Here is a 25,253-nt window from a genome sequence, read left to right as displayed (position 1 = left end):
TTACGGTGTTTCCGGATTTGTTTCTAAATATTGACGAAAATAATAAAGGGATTTTTCTAACAAAATATCTTTTGTGGTAGTTTCATCTATCTTGGGTTTTTCCATTTCTATTTTTTTTAAGAATGCTATGAGATTCGGATTTGAATTTTTTGCTAGATCGTTCGGATTTGTTTTCGCTTTTAAAACATTCCAATAATCTTTTTTCTTTTCAATTCCTTCAGGTTGATTGTTATCCTCGATCAGAAGGTCGGGAATGATTCCATTCCCTTCAATTTCATAGCCAGATGCTAAGGTAATCTTTGAGGTGGTAATTTTATATTCGTAACCATTTTTAGGTTCAAAATAAAAACGTGATTGAATGCTTCCGTCTCCATAGGTCTTGGATCCGAGAATGAGCGCATTTTCATTTTCGCGAAGGCTCCCGGCAACATGTTCTGCTATACCTTTAGTAGTTTCGTTTACAAGTATTGCTATCGGAAGTTTTGTAATTCTTTCGAATCCTATGGCAGGGCTTTGTGAATTTGACTTTGTTGAATCCACTCTTGAATATAATACAGGTTTTGAAGAAAATAGGCTAATGAAATTTCTGCTGATACTTAATATTCCTTCATCATTCTCTCTAAAGTCTAAAAGTATTCCAGCAAACTGATTGTTTTCTTTGTGTAATTCATGTTGAATGATTTTTTTTACTGCTTCTGCTGCGTTTGTATTGTCTTCATAGATATTGAAATTGCTAACTTTGAGACAAAGGATCGTTTTTTTATCTCTAAAAATTTGGTGAGAAATTTTGAATAATACATTGAATTTTTCCGCTTCGCTAGAAGTTAAATATGTTTTTGATTTCCAGATTTTTGTTGAATGGTCTAATTCTTCCAAATAACCGTTGATAGCAGAAAAGATAATATTTTCTTTAAGAAGGTTCTGATCCGTATTTGGGTTATTTTGTTTTGTTGTCTCGTAAATTTGATTTAGTATGGATTCAAATTTTTGTTGGTCAATATGTAAGGAGGAAAAATGAATCGAAAGTTCTTTCCTTTTTTTTCTTTGGGATTCGGCAATCTTGGCATCTATTTCTTTTGGTCTTTGAATGAGTATGAAATCATCGGAGTTTGAATTTATAATTGGGCCGCTAATGATTGTATTAGGATCATTTTTGTATTTTTCATAGTAATCTTTTGGATAAAATTCTATCGAAATTGTGGAGTAGGCAGCTTTCACTGCCGATCCATAACCAGAGGAAATGTTGATTCGTTTCCGTTCTAAATGTAACAAATTGACTTCCTCTTTCAGAAAAAGAAAATGGAACATATTTAATTTGCCTTGGTAGAGGTAAGGAAACAGAGATTCTTGCTGAAGGGATGATAGTTTGTTCTGAGTGAAGGATTTTGTGGTTAATTTCGGGGTAGGTTGCCTGCATGAGATGAGAACTGATATCCACAGAAAAAAGGATAGGCAGCAAAGATTCCGAAGAAATAGAATTTGGCTGTATCTTCGGTTTGTCATCTGAGTTCTAAGTGTTCCAGAATTCACGGTAAAGATCATTTTTTGGGTAATTTCCAATAAAGTTTATAGAAAGAGATTGTCTCTTCCTTTGGTCAAATTAAAAAATAACAAAATTCCCTTTAGCTTTCCGGTGGGAAACTGGGTGGGGTTTTCTTTTAAAAGGATTTTTGGCAATGAACCAAATGAAAAAAATTATTGTTTTACTTTTCTTTTTTAGTTTTTTCGAAATCTTTCCGGAGCCACCAAAAACAAAACAACCGGATCCTTTGGCCAAGTCTGCAAATGTTTACCATACGGTAGATAAGTCAATGATTCGAAAACTTGTAGTTTCTTTAGGATATTCTATTATTTCCGATGAAGAAAGATTGATGATTTTGGGATACCAAGATTCAAAAGTGGGGCTTATGTTTTCGAATGAGACCTCCATTCAATTTTATTCATCCTTTAACTCTGATAAAGCGAATAAAGTCAATCTAGCAAACCGATGGAATCAAAAGATGAGATACTCTCGTAGTTATCTTGATACTGATGGTAGACTCATCCTAGAAAGTGATTTTGATTATAGCGGTGGGGTTAGTGAAGAATCCATTCGAGAGTTTTTACAAAAATTTCAAATTTTAAATTCTCAGTTCACTACATTATTGATACTTGCAGAATAAACGAGTTTTTAGAACGAAGAGAACGAAAGTTTCCCTTGATTTTTTGATACCAGAAAAGAAAAACCTTCTGGTATCAATTTGTCTTTTTAAATTTTAACCAAGTGCTTTGATGACGTCTTCTGGAGCTTGGACAAGTTCCACAAGTACACCTTCACTGCAAAGAGGGAATTCTTCGTTTCCTTTTGGATGGATAAAACAAACATTATAGCCTGCAGCACCTTTTCTAATTCCACCAGGAGTGAATCGAACTCCTTGTTTCGTAAGGTAATCAACACATTCTTCTAGTTTATCGATCCAAAGGCCAATATGATTGAGTTTTGGGTCATGTACTTTCGGACTTTTGTTTGGGTCGATGGGTTGCATAAGATCAATTTCAACTTTGAAAGGACCATTTCCCATGGATAAAATGTCTTCATCCACATTTTCTTTTTCACTTTTATAATCTGATACCTTTGTGAGTCCCATCACATCTACCCAAAACTTGGATAGTTTTTCTTTTGATTCGCCACCGATGGCGACTTGTTGGATTCCTAAAACTTTGAAAGGTCTTGTTCCCGACATTTTATTTCCTCTTGTATTCGCTAATATAAAATAATTTTTTTTAGTTTTTCGTGGTTCTTCCTTTCTCGATTCGGAAAGGCCAATCCCTTATTTGTTTTCTGTTTTTTCGTGTGTCAATCTCCAATACAAATAAGCAATCAGAGCTAAACTTGTAGTGATGATAAATTGTGTTAGGTGAACGACTGTGGCATACACAAGTCCTTCACCGGGATCACGACCAACGATGATAAATCCTGAAATGATAGCTGCATGAAACACCCCAATTCCAGAAGGTGCGGAAGGGATGGCAACACCCATACCACCCAGGAACATAAACAGTAATGCTTCTGGAAATAAGATTGGCATTCCGATGAGTAAACCCGCTAGGTAATACGAAATCGCATAACCAAAGACCCAAGTGGGGATGGAATACAAAACGGGTCTTAGCAGTTTATCACCCTTTAAAAAGGAAGAAAATTCCACTAAGTGGTGGTCTAACTTTTCTTCATAGAGTTTATGTTTGCCGATGAGTTCAAATATTTTTTTTGCAATCCCTCGGAGTGTTTCCAAAAAGTAACGAACCAGAACTAAACCCACAATCATTCCTAAAATGACAAGTGTGGATATTAAAAGTAGACTTAAGTTTTTGGATTGTCCAAGACCCATATAAAAAAGGGCTGCGGCACCAATGATGACAACAGAACCTAGATCCATCACCTTTTCTAAAAAGATCCGACTAAAAAGATGAGTGAGTGGGAGTTCCGTATCTCGTTTGTTCATGATGAGGCGAACAAGATCCCCCCCTCTTGCAGGGAGAACCATATTGAGGCCAACTCCAATGATTGATGTTGTGAAGGCCTGTGCAAAACTAATCTTTTTTTCTAAAAGATAATACCAACGAATGGAAAAGGGAACAAAGGCCCATAAATTGGAAAGGAAAAGCAAGGGAAAAATCCACCAATTGATTTTCCCTTCTAGACGTTCAAATTCCGCAATATCAAAGTTTTTCGAAAGGAAATAAACAGCAATCCCTGAAACTAAAATTCCAAATATTAATTTTCTCATATTGTCCTTGTTAACCTGGTGGCCACTGCATATGGCGACCACCTAATAGATGAAAGTGGATGTGGTTTACGGTTTGTCCGCCAAAATTTCCACAATTGTTTACCAATCGATATCCTTTCTCTGCGATTCCGTTTTGTTTTGTCAGTTTAGGAATTGTTTGGAATATTTCTTTAATGATCTCAGGATCTAAATCCCCAATTTCGTTCATACTGGAAATATGAACCTTCGGAATGATGAGGACATGATAGGGAGCTTGGGGTGTGATGTCATGAAACACCAAGATATTTTCTGATTCATATTCTTTTTTACTGGGAATTTCACCACTGGCAATTTTACAGAAAAGACAATTTTCCATACTAAACTTTCTCCTTAGAAAACACAAGTGAGGCAGCACCAAGAGCACCTGATAAATTGCCCCCGGCTCCAATTTTTAGTCTATCATTTAACACAGGAAAGATGGTAGACCTAATTTCAGATTCTAAGGTTTTACCAAATAAATCATAGGATTTGGTGATTCCACCCACAAATACCACAGCTTCTGGATTGAGTAAATGAACGGCTCCTCGGACTGCATGTGCCAAAGCCAAAGTTCCAAAATGAAGGATCTCTTCAGCAATTTGGTCTTTATTTCGTACCAATTGAAAAAATTCCTCTGCGTTATTTAAATGAGTATTTGTTTTTTCAGAATAACGACGTAAAAAACCTCTGGTGGAAAAATAACTTTCCACACAACCCCGAACTCCACATCCGCAAATTGCCCCACCAATCACAGATGTCGTATGACCGATTTCAATTCCATTCCCTAAGTATCCTGAAAATAAAACTCCACGTTGGACAAAACCACCACCCACACCGGTTCCCAGAGTTAAAATCAGTTGTGACTCAGTATCTTTATAAAGTCCAAAGTAGGCCTCTCCCAAGGCAGCACAGTTGGCATCATTTTCATACCAAACGGGTAGAGAAAATTCTTTTTTTAACTCTTCCTTTAAGGGTAAATTCTTTAGCCCTTTCATATTGGCACTAGAGAGGAGGAGCCCATTTTCGTTATCCAAAGGGCCAGGAGATCCAACACCAATTCCTTGTCCTTCGCTTGCAAGCGGACGGATTGTATCTTTTAAAATCTTTAAAAACTTATCGTTGTTTAAATCTTCGGGAGTGGGGGAAAGTTTAGAGTTTAGTTCCTTTCCTGATTCATCGAAGAGACTGGCCCGAATGCTGCCTCCTCCGATATCCACCCCAATGGCCTTTCCCAAACTCATTCTCCCTTGATGACCTGGTCGAATTTTCCGTTTTTCATTTCGTAAACGGTTTGGGCATCAAACGCTAATTTCATATCATGGGTGACAAGAATGATTGAGTGGTTTCGTTTGTTATATTCATTTAGAAGGAGTTGGACCAAATAACTATTTTCAGGATCTAAGTCTCCTGATGGTTCATCCGCAAAAAGAATGGCTGGATCGTTAATGAGGGAACGAGCAATGGCCGCTTTTTGGATTTGTCCTCCAGACAAGGTCCTTGGAAGTGAATTTTGAATGTCACCTAACTTTAAATGTTCGATCAAATAATCGCATTTACGAATATAGTCATCGTTGGAAAATTTCCGGGTAAAGAGGGCCGGGAGAAGGATATTTTCTTTGATGGTTAGGTTGCCCACAAGTTCGGAAAATTGAAATACAAGACCTAGGTCGCGCGCTCGTATTTCTGCCAGTTCTTGTTTGGAAATTTGAGAGAGTTTGATTTGGTCGTAAAGAATGTCTCCTTCTGTTGGGGAAAGCATTCCAGTTAACATCGAAAGTAAGGTAGTTTTTCCTGATCCAGAGGGACCAATGATGGCAACATAATCACCTTGGTTGACATCGAAGCTGACAGAACTGACTGCTTCGTCTTTTCCAAAACGTTTGGTTAGGCTGTGGACACGGAGTAACATTATTTTTGTCTCCGGATCGATTTATAAGGATCAATATAGGTACTGATACCTATGGTAGGAATGGAAACAATTAATCCGAGGGCGATGAAGAGAACCAAACAGGAAAAAATGGATTTGAGTTCACTAAAAAGTCCGAAGTCCGAAGGTGGGTTCAAACTTCCCAGGTTGATGATGATTGCGAGTAGGAAACTGGGTAGGAATAGGAAAAATAAGGACAAAGAGTGTAGCCAAATACATCCCAATCGGTTCCCTCCGATGGCCATCATCACTCCAATGTCCCCGAGTCCGTGAAGGCAATGGAAGAAAAAGAGAGTCATGAGGGCAAAACTCGTAGAATAAAAAAGAATCTGCGGAGATTGGTCAAAGGAAACGATACTAGTAAGGGACACCCCAGAATACAAATGGAAGTGGATCCTAACGGCGAGTAAAAAGAATGTAAAAACCAGGGCTCCACCGAGGCCATAGGCCATCGAATAGAGTCGATCCCGGAAGAGAAGTCGCAGAGCAAACGAAATGTAGGTGAGTTGTATCACTTCCAGGACAGAATTGACCTAAGACTCTTTTTTACCAACTAAAATAGGAAAATAGGAAGTAAGCGAATTTGGCATTTTTTATCTTTGTGGGAGCAGCAGTGATTATGCTCGGATTTCTTTTGACCTTCATTGTAGGGCAAAGAAGGGATAGTTATGCCAAAGCCTTGAGTCTTGCCACACTTGGGAATTTTCTGGACGCAAGGGCTCTCGTTCGTGAAAAACTCGAAGAAGACCACCAAAATCCGTATGGCCACTTTGTCATGTCGAAGATCTACGCGATGGAGAATGACCCCCTAAACGAGGCCAAACACCTCGAAATCATCAAAAAGAACAACCGGTACACAAAAGAAATCGACTCAGTCACAGTTTCGAACCGCATCGCAGATATTTATTATAACAAAGATTTTTTTGAAGAAGCTTTCTTTCATTATTTGGACACCCTCCAATCCGATAGATCCAACCCGGTGGCCTGCCTTCGGCTCGGGTTTATGGCTCTCGGACAAAAAGAATTTAAAATTGCAGAACATTTTTTCTCTAGGATCCCTGAGGAAAAAATCAACCAATCTTCTTACTTCATTGCCAAGGGTGTGATTTCTGGTGTGACCGGAGGAGGGAAGGAGAGGGAATACTTTGAAAAGGCTTACAAATTAGAAAAGTCCCCCGTATCTGGATTTTTATATGCCCTTTCTCTTTCCCGTGAGAATAAACACAAAGACGCTGTAAAAACTGCTGTTGCCATCAGCGAACAGATCGAAGACGAATTTGTTCGGTTTACTTTATTTCAGTTTTTGATGACGGAAGCCATCCTCATGCAAAATTTTCCAGAGGCATTGAAGTATGGGAGATTGTGTATGGAAATGGCAAGGCTAAATGCTTGGCCAAGTGAAATCATAGAAACAAGCATTCATTTTGCGATGATTACTATTTACATGGGTAGGCTCGATGATGCTTCTGAATATTTGATCGAAGCAGAAGCAGAAAGACTCGATGATCCTGATGTTGTGGCTCTCGCCAATTTAAAGTTTAGACTAGAGCGTGGGACGGGAACTGTTGAGTCATTAACACATGAATATGATCTTTCAAGGGAACTCAATTTACTATCCGTGAATCTATTTCCGAACTCTCGGTATTTTGAACTGAGTGGAATGCGTTCGTCCAAACCTTTCAATATCAAAGGTATGGTGGATGATGCGGGAAAAAAACTGACTTCGAAACTAGATATGTTGGGTCTCGATAAATTTGAAAAGTTTATTGGCCTACCTGGTACTAATTTTAAAAACCAAGCGACACGAATGGTGATGAGTCTCGGTTATCGTGTCACTAAAGAAATGTCTAATCCAGAATCCGATGGGGTCAACCTACTTGCTTCCTCTAAAGAAGATGTGAATAAACGAGCACTTTTCCGTGTACGTAAGTGGAAGGATGCAAAAGTTTCTGATGTTTTCCTTCGAGAAATGACAAACCAGATGGAAGAGTTGGGTGCAGGCAAAGGTTATGTGATTGGGAACTTTGATGTAACAGAAGCCGGTAAAAAAATCATCGCAGCAAGTAACGGAGCCCTTGAAATGTATAGCGGAGATTTGTTTGAGGACCTTCTCAATAAAACAATGTGATGATTTCTAATACCAATCGAATCTCTTTTTTTCTATTAGTGATTTGTTTTTTGTATGATTGCCAAAGCCAAAACATCGGCCTCGAAACTAAGGAACGTAAATCTTCCAATCTTGCCGAATCAGAAATCAAAGAAACCTGTCCCATTCCTTTGGCTCTAGGTTCTGTTTATGGAACTTCCATTTCTAAATTTGACCAAACGGTGATTTTATCTCAAATAAAAATCTTACTTAGTGATCTTTGTGATCGTTCCTTTTCTCATCTTCTTTCACTCATTCATCCCACAAAAGGTTTGTATGTGGATGCAAAAGGATTTTGGACTTTAGAAGAGGTCGAAAAAGATCTAAAAGATCCCAATGGATATTTCCAGGTCTATTATTTTGATTCGGAGACGTTGGATCAAAAAAAGGGAACTGTGGGTAATCTCACTCTCCGGTCGGTATTTCTATCCACAAAACAAACGATAGTGGATCTTTATGTGGGTTCCAGTGAAGAAGTAGAGGTGAAATTTCGGTTTCCAGAAAATCCCAAACTAGAAAGGTATTTGATCAATCCTAGTTTTATCAAATGGGAAAAAAACTGGTATCTCCAAAGGATGTTTTAATTTACCGAGTGCCTGTAATTACCTGTTTTACAATTTCAGAAGCTGTTGCTGTTGGATTTAGTTTTTTTGCATCTGCTACTTGTTTGGTGGCTGTTTTTTCGTCAAATCCAAGTTGAATGAGAGCAAGGATTGCTAGATCGTTTTCGCGATCCTCTGAATCTAGTTTTGTAGATTCATCATTTAAAAATATTTCTAATTTTTTTAAGTTTTGTTTGATTTCAAAAAGAATCTTTTCGGAGGTTTTTCCTTTCACTTTGGGAATTTTTTCCAAAGTTTTTCTGTCATCTTCTTTTGCAATTTTATACAAATCATCGGCATGGAAAAAGGATAATATTTTTAGGGCAGTCAACTCTCCAATCCCATGGAGAGATTTGATGAGTTGGAAAAGTTCTCGGTCTTTTCTACTAGAGAATCCAAAAAGACGTTGGCCTCTATCGGTGATCGAATGGAAGATATGTAAAAAAATCTCTTCTTTCATTTTATCTTTACATTCCAAATGTAAAGGAAAGGGAATGTGAACTTCGTAGCCAACACCGGCCACATCCAGGACAAGATGGTCCATTTCCAGTTGAATTAATTTTCCGCGTAAACTTGCAATCATCCTTTGATTCCCACCTCCAAATTTTAGGATCCCACCGGTTTGACCACCACTCTTTTCTTTCCCATTTATGATGGATGAATTCAGAAAACTGAAATCTTGCCTTGAGACTCGTCGTAAAATGGAAAAGGAAGTTGAGTTTTTGAGAAAAATTTAGTAAAACCTTTGTGGTGAAACGAATTCGGATTTCTAAACGTCCTGCTCTGGCACAGTATCTGACTTTGGCAGATCTCTTTAAAAATTTACCGCATACTGTCCTTCGCGAAATGAAGGAAAATACGGTTCGGGAATTTTTAGTGGGTGGTGAGGTATTGTTTGAGGAAAATTCCGATGGGAATGATTTGTACATTTTGACCGCCGGAAAATTGCGTTATGAAAAACGGGGAGTTGATGGTTCTGTTCGTGACGCGGGAGAATTCAAAAGACTCGATATCATTGGAGAACTGAGTCTGATCACGGGGGAAAAACGTTCGGCGACTGTCAAAGCCATTCGAGATTCCGAGCTAATTCGTGTTCCTCGGGATGTGGCTCTTTCCATCCTACTCAAATACCCTGAGAGTCTCTTACAAATCACAAAGATCATCGCAGAACGGCTCGCCCATGCCAAAACGGAGAATAAAACATTTGTTCCTGTTTCCAGAACCTTTTCTATTTTATCCTCTCTACCAAAAGATACTTTGGATGAAATCATTCATAAAACGGGACTTGTTTTTTTAAGGTATGGATCTTTTTGTGTTGTTGATGAAAAGTTTTATTTGGAACGAACAAACGAATTACTTTCGTTAGATGAAAAGGAAAGAGAAACCTGGATCATCCGTTTTTTTTCTCAGCTAGAATCGGAATTTGATTATGTTTTTTATCGATTAGAAGATAAAAAGGAAACTTCTCCTTGGATCGAAAGAGCCCTTCGCCAATCCGATACAATTTTATTTATCAAAGATGCTAAGGACGATCCCAATTGTATACATTTGGAATCATTACTCAAACTCAAACAATTGAGGGAAATTAAACAGGTTTTAGTCCTTCTCCAACCAGACCCAGTGGTTGTGGTTCCTGGAACCATCAGACATCTTCAAAAAAGAAAGTTCAATCATCATTTCCATGTTCATCTAGATCGGGTTGACAGTTGGGAAAGACTAGGGAGAGGACTGCTTGGTAAGTCCATTGGACTTTCTCTTGGTGGAGGGGGAGCCAAAGGATTTGCTCATTTAGGAGTTTTACAGGCTTTAGAAGAAAATAAAACTCCCATCGATATGGTTTCTGGAACAAGTGCCGGTGCAATTTTTGCTGCTCTCATCGCTATGGGTGAATCCAGTAATGGTAGCAAAGAAAAAGCCAAAGAGTTTTGGATCTCCAAAGACTTGTTAAATGAATATACCGTTCCCGTTTTATCTCTCACTACAGGTAAAAAATATACAGAAGCCATTCGGCATTTTTTTGGATCCATTCAAATCGAAGACTTATGGATTCCTTATTTTGCTATCTCCACTGATCTTTCGCATTCTGAAATTCATGTTCATGATAGAGGTGATTTATGGAAAGCGATCCGGGCCAGTACCTCCATTCCTGGGGTTGTTCCTCCTTTTGTTGACGAGGGAGTTGTTTATGTGGATGGAGGGGTTCTCGACAATGTTCCCGGAATTACATTGCAAGAACGGGGTGCGGGAAAAATTATTTCTGTGGATGTGTTTGGTGATATTTACCCAGACCAAGACAAAGAACTTTGTGCCTATTTTGATAAGGACAATCCTGGGGTAATGACGAACCCACTAGTCCAAATTACAAACTTAATCAATTTTAATGAGATTTTAAGACCCAAGTTTCCACCGATTGGTGATATCATCATACGTTCCATCCTTGCATCCAGTCGAGATCGTATCCGACAAACAGAAAAGATTTCTGATTTGTTTCTACAAATTCCAACAAACAATTTTGGGCTTTTGGATTGGTTTGCTTATGAACGTTTAATTGAATTGGGATATATTTCTTCCATCGATAAAATCAAAAGAAGCAAAGAGAAATTTATAAATCCTTCTTTACAATAAATTCTAGACGTTATGATACAAAGTATGTTTGTACTTTGTAGATTTTATATATTTTTTACCTGTCTATTTTTTCTTCTTACGACAAATTCCCTTTTTTCCCAAAACTTAGATTCGTTAGTTGCTTCCGTTTATAACAAACAGGAAACTCTCCTCATCCGCAGTGAGATCCGAAAACGTTTGGGTGATCGTGCCAATGATCCATCTGTAAAAGAAATTGTACAGTCGTTACGAGTATGGGCAGCTTTTGAATCCATGCCTGCTCCTGAATTTGCAGAAGGAGTGGAAAGGTTTGTTATCTTAAAAGACTACGGATACTCCTGGGAAGAAACAGAGGAACTGATCCCTTACTTTATCACAGCAAAACCTAACAAAAAAGACATACCCTATTTAGGAAAATTTTTAAAAGAAATGTCTCTTTCCAAACTTTCCGATGATACTGTTCTCGAAATTTTAAGCGTCGCCAAATCCAAACAATGGAGTGGGGCTTCTGTGCTTGTGGCGGGACGTCTCGTGGTATTGTCTCGGAAAAAAGAAGAAAACATTCCTCTCACCATCAAAAGTTTGGAATCACTCCTTCCCAAACAAATCCAATCTCTCAGCGAAGAGAAAAAAAATAAATTTTTCAATGATTGGTATAAGAAGGAAGGTCATAAGGTTGAAACCAAGGATTGGGAAATTGTAAAATCAGATTCCATGCAAGTCTTAAGTCAGAATGCTTCCGTAGGAAATTTCCAAAAGTCAGAAAGACGTACTCAGATCATTTGGAATGAACAAGGGGAATGGGTAACGAAAGAACGTCCAAAACTGGATCCTGCTCTTATTTTTTTGGAAGAACAGAATCAATCTCCTGTCATTACTACTGGATCAGATAAAAATAAACGTAAGTTAGTGGATGGTGTGGGTCGGCAATGGATTGGAACTCCTTATCTTTATGGAGGGTATTCAAGACGAGGTGTGGACTGTTCGGGACTGACAAAGTCCATTCTTACAGATCCAAAGATTGGAATGAATGAAAGGATGATCCCGCGTTCGGCTCGGGACCAAGCACAAATCGGAAAATCAGTTTCTCGCGACAAACGTGAAATTGGGAATTTAGTATTTTTTTCCGCGTCACCGAGTACAAGTAAAATCACTCATGTGGGTATGGTTTTAGAAAATGGAAATTTCATCCATGCTTCTACTAGCCGTGGTGTGGTCATTCAATCCCTAGATGAAAAATGGTGGAAGGAAAGGTATGTAACGGGCCGGGATATTTTTACAGGAGGAAAATAGATGGGTAAAAAGAGAGCTTTGGTTTTATCGGGTGGGGGTGCGAGAGGTGCCTACCAGGCGGGTGTTCTCAGGTATTTGGAAGAAATCCACTGGAAACCGGATATCATTTGCGGAACTTCTGTCGGTGCCATCAATGCCTGTGCCATTGGTTCGGGAATGAATTCTGGGAGGCTCTCTGAGTTATGGTTAAGACTAAATCAAAAAAATATCATGCGTTATTCGATCTGGAATATGTTAAAGGGACTTTTTCGAAGAAGGTATTATCCCCTTGTTGAAACTGATCCATTAAAAAAATTCATTCATGAGAATTTGGATTTTTCTACACTGAATGAATCCAAAACAAAAGTCATCATCTCTGCAGTGAACATTCTCACCTCTGAACTTAAGTTTTTTGAAAATCCAGGTTTAAGAATCGAACATATCTTGGCTTCTTCTGCCATCCCCATGATCTTTCCGTGGCAGATCATTGATGGAGAGCCGTATTGGGACGGGGGAGTGATGGCCAATACACCCATCCTACCTGCTCTCACCCATGAAGCTTCCGAGATTGTAGTTGTCCTTCTTTCTCCAGTAGGAGGAGTTCAGATGATGGAAACTCCAGAAACTAAAGATGAAGCATTGGAAAGATTATTTGAACTCTATCTCCTAGGTTCTTACAGAAGCATAGAACAAGGATTAGAATATAGAAAAGCAGTAATGAAAGGTTTAACACCAGTGGAAAACTTTTTACTGGGATTAAGGACTCAATTTAAAAATGCAAAAATTTCTGTGATTGCTCCCAAACGAATGTTGGGTTTAGTGAGTATCTTAAATTTTAAAAAGGAACAAGCTGAACTTCTTCTCCGGCATGGGTATGAAGATGCAAAAGAGTTTTTTACATTAAACCCAAATGCAAAATAAAATGCTGCGATTGATGATCGATGATCCTTGTTTGATTTAATTTAAAATTTTTGTCCGATACATTATGATTAGTTTCGGGAACTAACCATAATGTAAATCGAATGTGCGCTGTATTCGAAGGATTGAGAAAGAGAGTTTGGATCTATCCTAGAATTTCCATTTCCCACTTCTCTAATATAGGTTACGGAAACAGAGGATTTAGATGTCACCCAAGAAAATCCCAAACTAAGTCCTTTGTTTCTTGAGTATTCGTTTCTTGGATTGGTTCCCGACCGAGCCACTTTATAAACTAAACTATTGTCTCCAGAATTGACCTGGACTTGGTTCCCATATGCATTTTGTAAGTATAAATCTACTGCTGATTCAGTCCAAGAAATTGGTTTTGTGTTTGGTTCGTTTGTGTAAATACCAGCTAACACGGAAAATGTGTCTGCAAGGTAGTATTCCATTCCTGCTGCAAAGTTCGTAGTCGATGCACGGGTCAGTTCTCGAATTTCGGTATCGTTGATTGTATAAGTGATTCTTCTGCCAAAAGCACTAATTTCGTCTTGGTTTTGTCTCGATTTATATCCTGTGGTATAGATCATATCAAAGGAAGCGAGAAATCGTGAAGTCGGGAAAAACGCGATTCCAAAACGCATTTCGGAAGTCTGTGGGATCGAAGTTGTGAGTTTCGGTTTTTGAGTGAGGACTCCTGCTTCAATGGAAGAGGCACCGTCACCCGTTCCTTCAATAAAATCGACCGCAGCAGATCCGGGTCTACGTGTGGAATCCGCATAAACTTCATTATACAATCTGTTCCCACCCATCACAAAGATTCTACGGTAACTCATCCCAAGGGAAACTTTTTGAATGGGTTGGTATTGGATTCCAATGACCGGCATAATCCCAGAGGTTCTACGATTGTCCACATAGGAACGCATCACATAACTAAGATCCGAAAACTGTTGGAACTGGGTTCTGGATACCTCCTTTGTGTCATTCATATAGTAGAGAGTGGCACCTATGGAAAGTTTGTCGGAGAGTAGGTATGCAGCACTCGGGCCCACTAACAGTTGGTTGTATCTTTCTTTTGTATAATTTCTTGTGGAGTTGATGGAAGGGGAGACGAGTGGGTAATTCACTTGGTCCGCCCGATTGTAAGAATAATTATAAGTGTTTACAATCGAAAATGCAAACTTCCACCGATCAAAATTCTTTAGTAACCCAATAAAGTTGGGATCAAATCCTTGGTGTGTTTGGTTGTAGACTTGACCTGGTGTATCGATATTGATATAACTTCGTTTTACATCTTTGAAATTACTGGCAGAAATGGAAATCCCATCGTTGTAAGTAAATCCGAGTCCCGCTGGATTGTAATAAGCACCGGAAGGATCATCCGCGATGGCAGTAAAAGCCCCTCCTAGACCTGCTGCCCGTTCTCCATAAAATCCTTGGATATTATGGAAAGGTTCAGAAGCCAAGAGAATGCTTGGTATTAATAGTAATGACGTGAATAGTAATTTGTATATTTTCATATTGTATTTTTATGATTAAAGTTGGTAAATTGTATTGATTATGGTAGGAGAGCCTACATAAACTTCGTTTCCATTTGCATCGATGGTGTAGCGCCACACAACGGAAGAGGCCACCTGATCTGCCGTGCCGTAAAAATCAACATAGTAGACTGGGCCGCCACTATTGACATTATTAAAGAATTCTCCCCAACCGATATATTCATCGGGATAAACATTCGGATCCACTCCTGCCGGCATAATCACATAGGCATCGTATTCTGTAAAGCCGGCACCAACGCCAATTCCTCCGCCTGGAAGAGCTGAATTAAAATCTACAAATACATCCCATTCGAATTGATAGGCATAAGCACCCGTTTCGTAAAATTCGCCATAGAGATCGTAATCAAAATAACCGAGTTCCTCATACTCATCGTTTGAAGAATCGGTTGTATCATAATAATCTACAGCAAAATAACCAGTATCCCCATTTTCATCATAGGTTTCTTCTAAATAATATTCATAACCAATGTTATTGTCTATGTATTCGGTGGTCACATAACCACCAAAATCATTGGATTTTCCCTTAACAGTAGTGGTTACCTTGTCGCCTGAACTATCATAGACATTACTATAACTCAACGTGACACAGTTGTTGGCATTGGCATTTGTATCATTATCACATTCCTCAAAAGTAAACCTTGTTGTTGATTTATCAGTGCTTCCTGAAGTGGTTGTGACTTGTTTGATATTTAAGATGGCTTTGTCTTTTTTTCCTGCTTGGGTTATGTAAGTGATGGATCCTTCCACAGTGAGAGAAATTCCAAATACCTTAAGAGAACGAGTGATCGAGCTGAAAATTTTGGTTTTGTCTGATTTGAATTTTAGACTTTTTTGAAATTTATTGTTTGCGGGACAAGGTTGTGGTGTACCAATTGATTCTGCAAAAGAATAAGAAATTTCCGTATCATATTCGTTATTGGATAGTGTTTTGAATACCATCGCAGGTGTGGGTACGGATTGTCCGATATATGGGAGGATTCCTTCATTTTGTAAACTGGCTAGTTCTCCTCTTGCTTCCTCTGGACTAAGGCCAAGTCGTTCAATCCCTTCAAGGAATTCATTTTCCATAGACTGCGTAATACTTACACTAGAAGTTCCTCCGGGAACACAAACCCCTGGACTTGCTTTTGCAACATTATAAGCGCCACTGATGAGCACTAAGTCTCGTTTGGAATCACGAAGGATTTCGGAGACAATAGAAGTTCCTTCTGTAAGAAAAGCTTGTCCCGTAAAACCATAATCAAAAGTATCCTGAGCAATTCCTTTTGAAGAGAAGGCAGTCCTTTTAAGTTTAGCAACTTTAGTTTTACCAAGGGAGGCACCCAGACCAGAGGATGGTTTACGAATGGAACGTGGCACCGCAACACTTAGATTTGATGGAAGTTCTGAATTGATGTTAGAGTTTAGTAAACTTCTGATAAGAAAACGAGAGACCAATGCAGAAAGTGAATTACTTTCATCTTTTTCCTTTTTACAGCTAGTAAAGGCGAAGAAAAACAGAAGAAATATTAGGAAAAGATGATGCATCACGCGTTCATTTCAAGAATGCGAAAGGAAATGTCAATTCTAAAGTCTTTCTATAAAAAAAGAGTTTTCAACTTATGAGTGAAAAACATAATTTATTGCATGAGAGTTCTTTCTCACACCTTTTTGTTTCTTTTTTTAGCACAAACACTGATGGCTAAGGGCAATGTATACGTACAAAGCACAAAGGCCAAACTCCTTTCCCAACCCAAACTCAGTGCCGATGGGTTTCCATTGCAAATGGGGGATGCTTTGTTTCCTGTAAGTGAACAAGGACTTTTTGTTCAGGTGAGGGCGGAGAACCGTTCCGGATGGGTATCCAAACTCTTTGTATCACCTCTCCCTCCGGGAAACCAAATTAAACTAGGCATCACATCCAATTCCTCTGAAGCAGTTGTGGCAAGACAAAGAGCTTCCGATTTTACAAAAACAGCAGCGGCCCGTGGGCTTTCGGAAACACAGAAGATGCGTGTTCGCGGGGAGGGAGAACTTTATGATTTTGAGTCTTTACGTTGGCTTGAGTCGGTCCCTTTCACTCATTTAGGATATCCTTCTGATAAAACAAATTTAAAAGAAGAAAATAGCAGTATTAAAAATTCAGTATATTCTAATTCTGAACTAGAGGTTCTTTCGGAAACTAAGGCCGAAGTGAAAGTCGGACGTTCTCTAGCGGCTAGGTTACTTAAAAAATACCCGCTAGTAAAAGATACAGAACTTACTAGTTATCTTAATTCGGTTGCCTCTCGTTTGGCTTCTGTATCCTCTAGAAAGGATTTAAGTTTTCGTGTGGGTGTGATCGATACACCAGAGGTAAATGCCTTTGCTTGTCCTGGTGGGTTTATTTTTTTAACTACTGGGAGTCTTAAAAAAGTCCAAACTGAAGCAGAACTTGCTGGTATCATTGGCCATGAAATGGGACACATTGTTCTCTTTCATAATGGAGAATTCAAACAATCAAATGTATTTTTAGACATTCTCTCCGGGTTTTTGGCTCCTCCTGGTGGCGAAGTTGTGAATGCTGCTACTTCAACCCTTCTGGATGAAATGGAAAAACAACTCTTTGAAACAGGAAGAGATATGAAGTTGGAATTAGAGGCAGATGAAGCGGCCGTTGGTCTCACTAGCCAAGCTGGATTTTCTCCCGTTGGTCTTTCTAATTTTCTAAATACAATTTCAAAGTCAGAAGGGACAGATTCTTTTAAGAAAACTCATCCTGATACCACAATTCGAATCGCCAAACTTGTATTTTTTGAATCATCCGCCACTCCCGAAAATGTTCCCTTTCTCAAAGATCGTTGGAGTGAATTTAAATCTAAACTCAAACCATGAAACAAACAAAATATCTTTTTCCATTTTTTTTAATGGTCATCGTTCCTGGGGCCATTTTGGCAGTAATTTCTCTTTTTGGTTTTTCTAATACTTTGAATCGAAAGTTATCGGATAGTTTATTCCATATCCTTCCGACCCACCATCGTTTTTCTAAAGACATTGTGATCATTGATATTGATGAACAAAGTATCGCAAAATATGCTGATCATCCCGAACTTGGGCAATGGCCCTGGAAGAGAAATATTTATCCCACACTCATTGGTTATACGAAACTTCTCACTCCACCCAAAATTACAATCATTGATATTATGTTTACGGAAAGGTCTGATTATGATGAGGCACTCGTGGCCGCCAATCAGAGTTTAGGTGAAATTTCCCATGCAGCCAATTTTCGTAACGGTGGATATGTATTTACCAGGAAAGACGAAGAAGATATTGCTGAAAAATTTAATGTATCGTTACCATCGGATACCCCATTCCCACGTTATGAAAACGCATCTTTTCCGATCGGGGCTGTGGGTGAAACAGCTCCCATGATTCATGTGGTGAATGTCATTTCCGATACCGATGGAATCCTTCGGAGGTTTACTCCTTTCACTCGTTGGAAAAACAAACACTATCCAACACTCGCATTACAGGCATTTGTTTCTGGGAAGTCTTATTCAACAGAATGGAAGGAAGGACGATTTCGGATTCGAAGAGAGGATGGGGTCACGAGGGAAGTTCCTTTGGGCAAGGATGGTCTTGTCCGTGCTTATTTTTATACCGAAGAGGAACTACGAAACATCCCTCGTTACTCTGCTGCCGGGATCATTGAATCCTTGAACCAATTGAACGCAAACGAGGTAGAGGATCCTGAAAAACTTCTGGTTCCTCCTACTTTTTTTGAAAACAAAATTGTGTTAATTGGAACTTCAGCGGCAGCCACTCATGATGATGTGGTCACTCCTCATGGACTTTTCCCGGGAGTGATTGCCCAAGCAGTGTTTGCTTCGAACTTGACCGAGGGACATCTACTGACGGAACTTCCTGAAATTTGGGGAATCAGTTTTACTCTTTTTATTTTGATGTTTGGAGTGATCATTCTTTTTGTCAACCAGTGGCATTTTTTGAGAAACGTTTATCCTGTTCTTGCCATTGGTATTTTTGTTGGCTCTTTTTATTTTTTATACCGACTGGATTTGGTTCTTCCTAGTTCTTCGTTTGTGATTGGTTTCCCTTTATCCTATTTGATCGGTTTTGCTTACCTTACTTATACGGAAGGAAAGGAAAAAAGAAAATTTAATAACATCTTACGGAACTTAGTCGATCCGGGTGTTGTGAGCGAAGCCCTCGAGAATATGGATTCCTTAAAAAAAGGAGGGGAGTGGGAAATCACGGCTTTTTTTTCTGATGTGGCAGGATTTTCCAGTATCAGTGAAGAACTCAGTGCCAGTGATTTAGCAAGGTTGTTAAATGAATATCTTTCTGCGATGACAAAAATTCTAAAAGCCAATTCAGGAACCTTGGATAAATACATTGGGGATGCCATCGTTGGAATTTTTGGTGCACCCATTCAAAATAATGATCATCCGAGACTTGCTTGCACAGCCGCCCTTGCGATGGTCACTGAACTTGAGGTTTTACGATCTATTTGGAATGAAAAAAAAGATTACACTGAGACTGCGAGGGGAATGAAGTTTCGAATTGGACTCAATTGTGGACCAGCTAAGGTTGGATTCATGGGGACTGATAGTCTCGCTTCCTACACAATGATGGGAGATACGGTCAATTTAGCAGCGCGTTTAGAAGCAGCGGCTAAAGATTATGGAACTTCGATTCTAGTTTCTGAAAGTATCGAATCCGTTTGTAAAGATGAGTTTCATTTTCGGTTTTTAGATTGGATTCGTGTGAAAGGAAAAGAGGCTCCGGTTAAAATTTATAGTTTGGTTTCCTATGTTTCTGATCTGACTCCTCAAATCATCGAAGCAGAAGAAATCTATAAACAAGGGTTTCAGTTTTATTTGAATCGAGAATGGGAAAAAGCCATTGGAAGTTTTGAAAAGGTCTCAAGTGTTTTTGGATATAAAGACGTTCCAAGCCAACTCTTGATCAAAAGGTGTCAGGCATTATTTAAGAATCCTCCCGCTGATGGTTGGGATGGGGTATTCACAAGAACTTCTAAATAAGATTCCTTTGATCAAAAGTTTTTCTTTTCGTTTGGCGCCTCGCAATTGTTATGTGAAAGATTGTTTCATCCTGGTCTTGCGACCGCGCTTTTCGCTCCTATCTTTCCCTTGGGGAAAGGATATCCGCTGCAATCGCTGGCAAGGCCTAATACTAATTTGGGGCCTTTGCCACTTCTCCTCTTAGATACAAAACAGCAGTTCCCCCAATGGATACTCTATCACCTTGGTCTTCGATATAAAACTCGGCACCTCTTTTTGATTTTTGGTGGCTTTTGAAAATTTGTTTCTGCAATTTTTTCGAAACAAAGGGTGCAAGGTTACAGTGGGCAGAACCGGTGGCGGGATCTTCTGGTATCCCCATTCCCGGACCAAAAAATCGAAATTCATAATCTGATTTTTTATCATCATTCAATTCATTGATCCATAAGGCAATATAACCTCGGTTTGTTGGTATCTCCGTTAGTTTAGAAAAGTCGGGTGCCAATGCGCCGATGTCAGTGGATGTGGAATAGAGAAAAATTGTATCTTTTCCTTCCCAAATTTCGATGGGAGCTTTCCCGAGAATGGGAACCAATTGATTTGGGTTTATCTTTTGGTTCTTTTGCAAATCTAGATAAGTGGGAAAGTTTAAATAGATAATTTCGTTTTCTATGGATACGGGTAAAATGCCAGATTTAGATAGGAATTGAAAATGATCCCTGGTTTCTCCGCGGTAATTCTTTAAAACAAATGCGGAAGCAAGTGTGGCATGACCACAAAGATCCACCTCCACGGTAGGGGTGAACCAACGGATTCTGTAGTCCTTACCTTCTTTAACAACGAAGGCAGTTTCAGAAAGATTATTTTCCAAAGCAATTTTTTGCATCCAATCCTCGTTTGGCCAAAAGTCTAGAACCAAAACAGCCGCTGGATTTCCTGAAAATAATTGATTGGTAAAAGCATCAATGATATAGATCGTTTCGTACATAAAATTATTTTACAGGAAGAAGTTAAAACTGTAAGTATACAGTTAAAAAAATTGTAAGTATACAGTTTTGGGATTTTTATATATTCTGTAAATCAATCTTAATACGCTATAGAAAGAGGCTGTTTTTTGATTCGTTAAAGTATGCTAAATCGACTACTTCTTTTGACAATATCATAAACCAATTCATCTAAATCATTTGCTGATTTCCGTAAATAGGAATGGATTTCGTTTCTTTTTTCTTCTGTCATTTTGGACTCCAGAAGTTCTAAAAGCCCTAAAATATTGGCAAGAGGCCTTCTGATTTCGTGAGATTGGATCCTGGCAATTTCTTTTAATTCTTGAATTTGTTCTTTGATTTTTGTTTCAATTTGAATTTTTTCTGTGATGTCAACGATGATTGCCGAAACGTAATTGGTTTTATTGACTTCGAAACTATTTAAACTGATTTCGACAAAAATTTCTTTCCCATCTTTTCTGATTGCTGATGTAACTTGGTTTTTTCCGATTCGCATCGGTCTCGGTGCTTGGACGTATCCAGACACTAAATGGTCATGGCCAGATCTATAGCGGAGTGGTACAAGAAGTTCCACTGATTGGTTGATCAGCTCTTCTTTATGATAGCCGAAGGTATTTTCTGTTTCTATATTGCAATGGACAATTTTTCCAGATGTATCCACTATTAAAATGGAGTTAGGTGCTGATTCGATTAAGTTTCTGAACTTCTCCTCGCTTTCGGAGTGTGCCATTTGCATTTTTTTTCTAGTATCAATGTCTTTACCTCGAAGACAAATTCCTAAAAGATTTTTGTCCTTATCATAAGTTGGATTTAATTTGAATTCAAACCAAACAGGAATTTGGTTTAGTTCCTCGATCCTTTCTATGGTTACGGTTTCACCATTGATACACCTTTGGAACATATCTAAAAAAACGATTGTATCCTCTTTATTTAGAAATTCTAAATAGTTATCTCCAGCTTTTAGAATTTTTCCAGAATATGCTAGAATTGTATCTTGGAGATTTTGATTGTAAGCAAGTACAGAGTGATCGAGACCAATCAGCAGAATGGCATCCGTTGAATTGTCCATAATGATTTGAGCATAATTGATCGATGCATCTGCATTCATTGGGAATATCCTTAGCAGTGCAAGGCCTTCGTAAACTAGAAAATAATAGAGATTGGTAAGTTGTTCAAACGATTATTTCACTTAAATTCATGCATTAAATGTGAATAAGAATAATGATGTCCATTTTAAGTTCTTTTTGATCTATTTTTAATTAATTTGTGTCCTAAGGATTGTGCATGTTAATGGATTTTGCCAAAAAATCGATGATTCAAGAAGTGAATTTCTTAAAAATAAATCTGTATAAAGATTGTAATTGTAACATTCATATTTTTTTCTTCATTTCTTTGAGGATTTTGCGTTTTTTGGCCAAACGTTGATACTTATATATTCTGATCCAGATTTTAAATATCTGGTATTGTGAAGGTGTACTTATAAAGCTATTAGCTACATTTTAACATGTTTAAAATATTTATTTCATTCTCAAAAAGAATAATCCGGTTAAGATAAAAATATTGAAGATTATCAAATACGTGAATATTGTAATCTGTTTTGTTATTAATTTGATTTCGTGTTTCGTTTCTTTTATTTCTTCCTTAATCAAATATAAACTTTGATTTAATTGTTGGGTGGACTCTGATATTAGCGATAAATCCACAATTGGTTGTTGTTGGTTTTTGTTGTTTACCGGTTTGTTCTCGGAAACTACATCAGTCAAAATTGTTGAATTAAGCTCTCTGTATCGCTCATTAACGAGTTGGTTTGTGCGCCATCGAAAGTAAGCATCTTTAAAAAAAGGGAAGGCTGACTTGAATTGTTTTTGTTGATATAAATATTCTCCCTTTTCAATCCAAAGTTCCGTTTCTAAAAGTTCGAGATTTGGAATTGAAAGTCCGTCATTCCCAAGTTTTCGAAAAATGCTTTCTGCCTTATCAAATTGATGTTCTCGAATGGCTTTTCTGTATAGAAGGACGTCTTCATCTAATTTTTCTTCTGAAAAGATTGGTAAATTCAATAATAACAAGATCAATAAAAATCGCATAATTACCTATTTAAAATGATGGCTTGGTGGCCAAACCTGGCTCTTGGCATAAGTGAAGTTGATTCAACCCATGAGTTACTACCCGGATTGTCTAGATTTAAAGTTCTAACTTTGTTGGTTGGTAAATTGATTGAGGTTGCCCCACCGAATAAATAGAGAACTCTATTTGCATAATCAATTTCCATAGCTGGTGCATATAAGTTTTCTGGTAAATTTGATCCAGTTGTAAATGAGTTTGAAGAACCGGTTAAACCCATAAATTCAAATCTGTTTGAAGGTGTAATCGATGTTACAGGTTGAGAAATATTGGTTCCAGTGGAGCCTCCCGCGATAAAATAGATTGGTGGGTCAGTATTATATTGATCAGTTGGTTTTGGTCTATAGCAACTAGCTGCTGCACCATGTCTGGCCAGAGAAATTGAAGCTTCAATTTTCCCTGTTGTCGAATTTAACGAAGGAGTGTAAGCATCAGTTGTTGCATAAGCTAATCCATCCTGATAAAATCGCCCTCCAGAATATATAATGCTTCCTGAATATGTACAAGCACTCATATCAATTCTTCCAAAAATAGATGTACTAGACGTATAATTTGACCAGCTGCCACCACTAGTGACATCGGGGCGAAGTTGGTATACTGTATTTAAAACGGTTCCTGTCGTCATATCTAAACTAGTTGTACCACCTATTACAAAAATTTCTTCACCAATGGAGCCAACGATACCTCCTTGTACGGTGTTAGGAATGTCATCATATTGTTGCCAAGTGCCGGCAATGGGATCGTATGCTTCTACAAGTCGGCTCACTGAATAAACTCCAGCAGATTTAGTCATTCCCCCAATAATAAATATTTTCCCATTGTGGCTGACGATTTGGGCATTAACACGTGGAGTCGGAATGCTAGTAACAGTTTGCGACCAAGTATTTGCAATTGGATCATAATAATCGATTGGACCAATGGGGTTATTGTCAACTCCGATTCCACCAACAAGCCAAATGCTCCTTTCGTAGATTGTTTTTAGGCTTGACGTGGTTCTAAATCCGATAGGATAACCTAATCCTTGTTCCGATGCACCGCAAGAAGGAATGACTTGATAATTTTGGTTATTTGTTAAACCAGAAATAGGTAAGGCATGAATTTCTGATTTCAGAATTGTTGTATCTAAGCGAGAAAAATTTGGTCCTGAGGTATTTAAAAATCCAACAGCTTCGAATGAACACTTCCATGTTACAATTGCGGAAGTTTCGTTTATCCCGCCAACACCTACCCATTCAACTTTGATTTCATCTTTAGAGATCCCACCTGTTATTGGATTTTGTGAACAACTTATGGAAAATATTAGATTCAGAATTGCTATTATTGATAAACTTTTTTTCATTAGAAAACCCAACCACCTTGAATCTCTAACCCTGACCCACAGAAGAGATCTTTGGTTTCAATAAAACATTGGTTTTTTAATCCAATTCTGATTAGAGAATTGGAGAATTTAAGTCCTTGCCATCCAATATCGAAACCAAATGAACTATTTCTTCCCCCAAAAACATCACCATCATTTGTTCTATAATTTACCTGGCCAATACCCAAACTCAAGGAACTATAAAAATTCAGTAGTTCATTATTATTGAACTTTCTAGAATAGAGGCCATAAATATTACCAGTCTGAATCGAAAAACTTTCTCCGTTACCATTTGAACGAAAATGTTCCATCTTAAAGCCTACTTGCCAATTTGAATTCCATTTTAAAAATGCCGGTTCTACAAAAATCGAAGTACCTTCTAGTAGCGGGTGGTATTTGGATAACGGAGAGTAGGTTGGTAGTAAAAACAGTGATAAGCCGACAGTTGTTTGGTTGTTTTCTTTATCAAAGGAAAGATACTCTTCTGGAAAATCAGGATTCTCTGATTTAGATGGAGTAGGGGGTAGTATTTCTGATTTAAGAATTGTTAAAAACCCTAACTCTGTCTTTACAATGAATTCATCTTTTTTTTCTTCGGCAATTAATCCACGAATTCTGCTACCATTTCTTAATCTAAACGTAGAAAGCGAATAAGAAGAATCTATATTAGAATTATTTGAAATATCAAAGTTTTCTATTTCTTTCTTTGGAATTTTGTAATCTTTTCCCCTATATTTAACAAACAAATGATGAGAGTCATCAGAGATGAACGTTGCATGATAAACATTCCCATTGGAAAATTGAATTTGAACTGAGTTCAGATCTAATGATAGCAAAAATAAGAATATTGTAACGTATTTATGGAGTTTAAAATTTAATTTCATTAGTTAACGAGTATTTGTTGACAGAATTTATTGAAATGGTCTAAACTGGCAAGAAATATTATAAAAAATGG

23 protein-coding genes are annotated in these 25,253 nt (G+C 38.1%); 8 read left to right on the top strand and 15 right to left on the bottom strand.

What is annotated here, in order from left to right; all coding sequences use genetic code 11:
- Complete coding sequence (locus CH361_RS07705) at positions 1–1,308, bottom strand: S41 family peptidase (protein WP_165782233.1); 1,308 nt, start codon at positions 1,306–1,308, stop codon at positions 1–3.
- A gap of 368 nt (positions 1,309–1,676) precedes the next feature.
- Here CH361_RS07705 and CH361_RS07700 point away from each other — a divergent pair, with 368 nt between their 5' ends.
- Positions 1,677–2,162: a type III secretion system chaperone family protein gene (locus CH361_RS07700; RefSeq protein ID WP_100790247.1), complete on the top strand. Its 486-nt coding sequence runs from the start codon at positions 1,677–1,679 to the stop codon at positions 2,160–2,162.
- 93 nt (positions 2,163–2,255) lie between these two features.
- On the opposite strand, the gene CH361_RS07695 is transcribed toward CH361_RS07700, so the two are convergent.
- From CH361_RS07695 to CH361_RS07670, 6 genes are all read right to left on the bottom strand, one after another.
- On the bottom strand, positions 2,256–2,723 hold the full coding sequence (locus tag CH361_RS07695; protein ID WP_100790246.1) for a VOC family protein: 468 nt from the start codon (positions 2,721–2,723) through the stop codon (positions 2,256–2,258).
- Positions 2,724–2,810: 87 nt separating this feature from the next.
- On the bottom strand, positions 2,811–3,767 hold the full coding sequence (locus tag CH361_RS07690; RefSeq protein WP_100790245.1) for a lysylphosphatidylglycerol synthase transmembrane domain-containing protein: 957 nt from the start codon (positions 3,765–3,767) through the stop codon (positions 2,811–2,813).
- Between the two features lie 10 nt (positions 3,768–3,777).
- A complete protein-coding gene (locus CH361_RS07685) occupies positions 3,778–4,122 on the bottom strand; it encodes a histidine triad nucleotide-binding protein (protein WP_100790244.1) in 345 nt (114 codons plus the stop codon).
- A 1-nt stretch (position 4,123) separates the two neighbouring features.
- A complete protein-coding gene (locus CH361_RS07680; RefSeq protein ID WP_425268675.1) occupies positions 4,124–5,026 on the bottom strand; it encodes an ROK family protein in 903 nt (300 codons plus the stop codon).
- Complete coding sequence (locus CH361_RS07675) at positions 5,023–5,694, bottom strand: ABC transporter ATP-binding protein (protein WP_100790243.1); 672 nt, start codon at positions 5,692–5,694, stop codon at positions 5,023–5,025. The genes CH361_RS07680 and CH361_RS07675 overlap by 4 nt, the downstream gene beginning before the upstream one ends.
- Positions 5,694–6,227, bottom strand: a complete 534-nt coding sequence (locus tag CH361_RS07670; protein ID WP_100790242.1) for an ABC transporter permease — start codon at positions 6,225–6,227, stop codon at positions 5,694–5,696. Before CH361_RS07670 ends, CH361_RS07675 begins: the two co-directional genes overlap by 1 nt.
- A gap of 68 nt (positions 6,228–6,295) precedes the next feature.
- On the opposite strand from CH361_RS07670, the gene CH361_RS07665 reads away from it, so the two are divergent.
- Together CH361_RS07665 and CH361_RS07660 are read left to right on the top strand one after the other, a co-directional pair.
- The gene (locus CH361_RS07665) at positions 6,296–7,840 is read left to right on the top strand and encodes a tetratricopeptide repeat protein (RefSeq protein ID WP_100790241.1); all 1,545 of its coding nucleotides are present in this window, start codon (positions 6,296–6,298) and stop codon (positions 7,838–7,840) included.
- Positions 7,840–8,442 (top strand): hypothetical protein, encoded by a 603-nt coding sequence (locus CH361_RS07660; RefSeq protein ID WP_100790240.1) that lies wholly within the window; start codon positions 7,840–7,842, stop codon positions 8,440–8,442. The genes CH361_RS07665 and CH361_RS07660 overlap by 1 nt, the downstream gene beginning before the upstream one ends.
- Position 8,443: 1 nt before the next feature.
- Here the strand turns inward: CH361_RS07660 and ruvA are convergent, their stop codons facing one another.
- Entirely contained in the window at positions 8,444–9,043 is a 600-nt protein-coding gene (gene ruvA, locus CH361_RS07655; RefSeq protein WP_100790239.1) for a Holliday junction branch migration protein RuvA, read from the bottom strand.
- A gap of 167 nt (positions 9,044–9,210) precedes the next feature.
- Here ruvA and CH361_RS07650 point away from each other — a divergent pair, with 167 nt between their 5' ends.
- The 3 genes from CH361_RS07650 to CH361_RS07640 are packed head-to-tail and all read left to right on the top strand — an operon-like array spanning position 9,211 to position 13,257.
- Positions 9,211–11,085, top strand: a complete 1,875-nt coding sequence (locus CH361_RS07650) for a patatin-like phospholipase family protein (RefSeq protein WP_244279698.1) — start codon at positions 9,211–9,213, stop codon at positions 11,083–11,085.
- 12 nt (positions 11,086–11,097) lie between these two features.
- Positions 11,098–12,357: a C40 family peptidase gene (locus CH361_RS07645; RefSeq protein ID WP_244279696.1), complete on the top strand. Its 1,260-nt coding sequence runs from the start codon at positions 11,098–11,100 to the stop codon at positions 12,355–12,357.
- Entirely contained in the window at positions 12,358–13,257 is a 900-nt protein-coding gene (locus tag CH361_RS07640) for a patatin-like phospholipase family protein (protein WP_100790237.1), read from the top strand.
- 68 nt (positions 13,258–13,325) lie between these two features.
- On the opposite strand, the gene CH361_RS07635 is transcribed toward CH361_RS07640, so the two are convergent.
- On the bottom strand, positions 13,326–14,774 hold the full coding sequence (locus tag CH361_RS07635) for an OmpP1/FadL family transporter (protein WP_100790236.1): 1,449 nt from the start codon (positions 14,772–14,774) through the stop codon (positions 13,326–13,328).
- A gap of 15 nt (positions 14,775–14,789) precedes the next feature.
- Positions 14,790–16,340 (bottom strand): hypothetical protein, encoded by a 1,551-nt coding sequence (locus tag CH361_RS07630; RefSeq protein ID WP_100790235.1) that lies wholly within the window; start codon positions 16,338–16,340, stop codon positions 14,790–14,792.
- A gap of 99 nt (positions 16,341–16,439) precedes the next feature.
- Between CH361_RS07630 and CH361_RS07625 the strand changes: the two genes are divergently transcribed.
- Entirely contained in the window at positions 16,440–17,666 is a 1,227-nt protein-coding gene (locus CH361_RS07625; protein WP_100790234.1) for a M48 family metalloprotease, read from the top strand.
- Positions 17,663–19,834: a CHASE2 domain-containing protein gene (locus CH361_RS07620; RefSeq protein ID WP_100790233.1), complete on the top strand. Its 2,172-nt coding sequence runs from the start codon at positions 17,663–17,665 to the stop codon at positions 19,832–19,834. The genes CH361_RS07625 and CH361_RS07620 overlap by 4 nt, the downstream gene beginning before the upstream one ends.
- A gap of 151 nt (positions 19,835–19,985) precedes the next feature.
- On the opposite strand, the gene CH361_RS07615 is transcribed toward CH361_RS07620, so the two are convergent.
- The 5 genes from CH361_RS07615 to CH361_RS07595 form a co-directional block, all read right to left on the bottom strand.
- A complete protein-coding gene (locus CH361_RS07615; RefSeq protein ID WP_100790232.1) occupies positions 19,986–20,801 on the bottom strand; it encodes a PhzF family phenazine biosynthesis protein in 816 nt (271 codons plus the stop codon).
- A gap of 134 nt (positions 20,802–20,935) precedes the next feature.
- Positions 20,936–21,925: a PAS domain S-box protein gene (locus CH361_RS07610; RefSeq protein WP_100790231.1), complete on the bottom strand. Its 990-nt coding sequence runs from the start codon at positions 21,923–21,925 to the stop codon at positions 20,936–20,938.
- Between the two features lie 409 nt (positions 21,926–22,334).
- Complete coding sequence (locus CH361_RS07605) at positions 22,335–22,904, bottom strand: hypothetical protein (RefSeq protein ID WP_100790230.1); 570 nt, start codon at positions 22,902–22,904, stop codon at positions 22,335–22,337.
- Between the two features lie 2 nt (positions 22,905–22,906).
- Complete coding sequence (locus CH361_RS07600) at positions 22,907–24,280, bottom strand: Kelch repeat-containing protein (protein WP_100790229.1); 1,374 nt, start codon at positions 24,278–24,280, stop codon at positions 22,907–22,909.
- Positions 24,280–25,182 (bottom strand): LA_3334 family protein, encoded by a 903-nt coding sequence (locus CH361_RS07595; RefSeq protein ID WP_100790228.1) that lies wholly within the window; start codon positions 25,180–25,182, stop codon positions 24,280–24,282. The genes CH361_RS07600 and CH361_RS07595 overlap by 1 nt, the downstream gene beginning before the upstream one ends.
- Between the last annotated feature and the right edge of the window lie 71 nt (positions 25,183–25,253).

Source organism: Leptospira brenneri, from assembly GCF_002812125.1.
In the GTDB taxonomy this organism is placed as follows: domain Bacteria; phylum Spirochaetota; class Leptospiria; order Leptospirales; family Leptospiraceae; genus Leptospira_A; species Leptospira_A brenneri.
The sequence above is the reverse complement of the archived record's forward strand: the minus strand, read 5'-3'. Positions and strand labels throughout refer to the sequence as shown.

Coding starts and splice junctions, on each gene's coding strand:
- CH361_RS07705 (WP_165782233.1), bottom strand. CDS start 1,308: ATGTTCCATTTTCTTTTTCTGAAAGAGGAAGTCAATTTGTTACATTTA.
- CH361_RS07700 (WP_100790247.1), top strand. CDS start 1,677: ATGAACCAAATGAAAAAAATTATTGTTTTACTTTTCTTTTTTAGTTTT.
- CH361_RS07695 (WP_100790246.1), bottom strand. CDS start 2,723: ATGTCGGGAACAAGACCTTTCAAAGTTTTAGGAATCCAACAAGTCGCC.
- CH361_RS07690 (WP_100790245.1), bottom strand. CDS start 3,767: ATGAGAAAATTAATATTTGGAATTTTAGTTTCAGGGATTGCTGTTTAT.
- CH361_RS07685 (WP_100790244.1), bottom strand. CDS start 4,122: ATGGAAAATTGTCTTTTCTGTAAAATTGCCAGTGGTGAAATTCCCAGT.
- CH361_RS07680 (WP_425268675.1), bottom strand. CDS start 5,026: ATGAGTTTGGGAAAGGCCATTGGGGTGGATATCGGAGGAGGCAGCATT.
- CH361_RS07675 (WP_100790243.1), bottom strand. CDS start 5,694: ATGTTACTCCGTGTCCACAGCCTAACCAAACGTTTTGGAAAAGACGAA.
- CH361_RS07660 (WP_100790240.1), top strand. CDS start 7,840: ATGATTTCTAATACCAATCGAATCTCTTTTTTTCTATTAGTGATTTGT.
- ruvA (WP_100790239.1), bottom strand. CDS start 9,043: ATGATTGCAAGTTTACGCGGAAAATTAATTCAACTGGAAATGGACCAT.
- CH361_RS07645 (WP_244279696.1), top strand. CDS start 11,098: ATGATACAAAGTATGTTTGTACTTTGTAGATTTTATATATTTTTTACC.
- CH361_RS07640 (WP_100790237.1), top strand. CDS start 12,358: ATGGGTAAAAAGAGAGCTTTGGTTTTATCGGGTGGGGGTGCGAGAGGT.
- CH361_RS07635 (WP_100790236.1), bottom strand. CDS start 14,774: ATGAAAATATACAAATTACTATTCACGTCATTACTATTAATACCAAGC.
- CH361_RS07630 (WP_100790235.1), bottom strand. CDS start 16,340: ATGCATCATCTTTTCCTAATATTTCTTCTGTTTTTCTTCGCCTTTACT.
- CH361_RS07625 (WP_100790234.1), top strand. CDS start 16,440: ATGAGAGTTCTTTCTCACACCTTTTTGTTTCTTTTTTTAGCACAAACA.
- CH361_RS07620 (WP_100790233.1), top strand. CDS start 17,663: ATGAAACAAACAAAATATCTTTTTCCATTTTTTTTAATGGTCATCGTT.
- CH361_RS07615 (WP_100790232.1), bottom strand. CDS start 20,801: ATGTACGAAACGATCTATATCATTGATGCTTTTACCAATCAATTATTT.
- CH361_RS07610 (WP_100790231.1), bottom strand. CDS start 21,925: ATGAATGCAGATGCATCGATCAATTATGCTCAAATCATTATGGACAAT.
- CH361_RS07605 (WP_100790230.1), bottom strand. CDS start 22,904: ATGCGATTTTTATTGATCTTGTTATTATTGAATTTACCAATCTTTTCA.
- CH361_RS07600 (WP_100790229.1), bottom strand. CDS start 24,280: ATGAAAAAAAGTTTATCAATAATAGCAATTCTGAATCTAATATTTTCC.
- CH361_RS07595 (WP_100790228.1), bottom strand. CDS start 25,182: ATGAAATTAAATTTTAAACTCCATAAATACGTTACAATATTCTTATTT.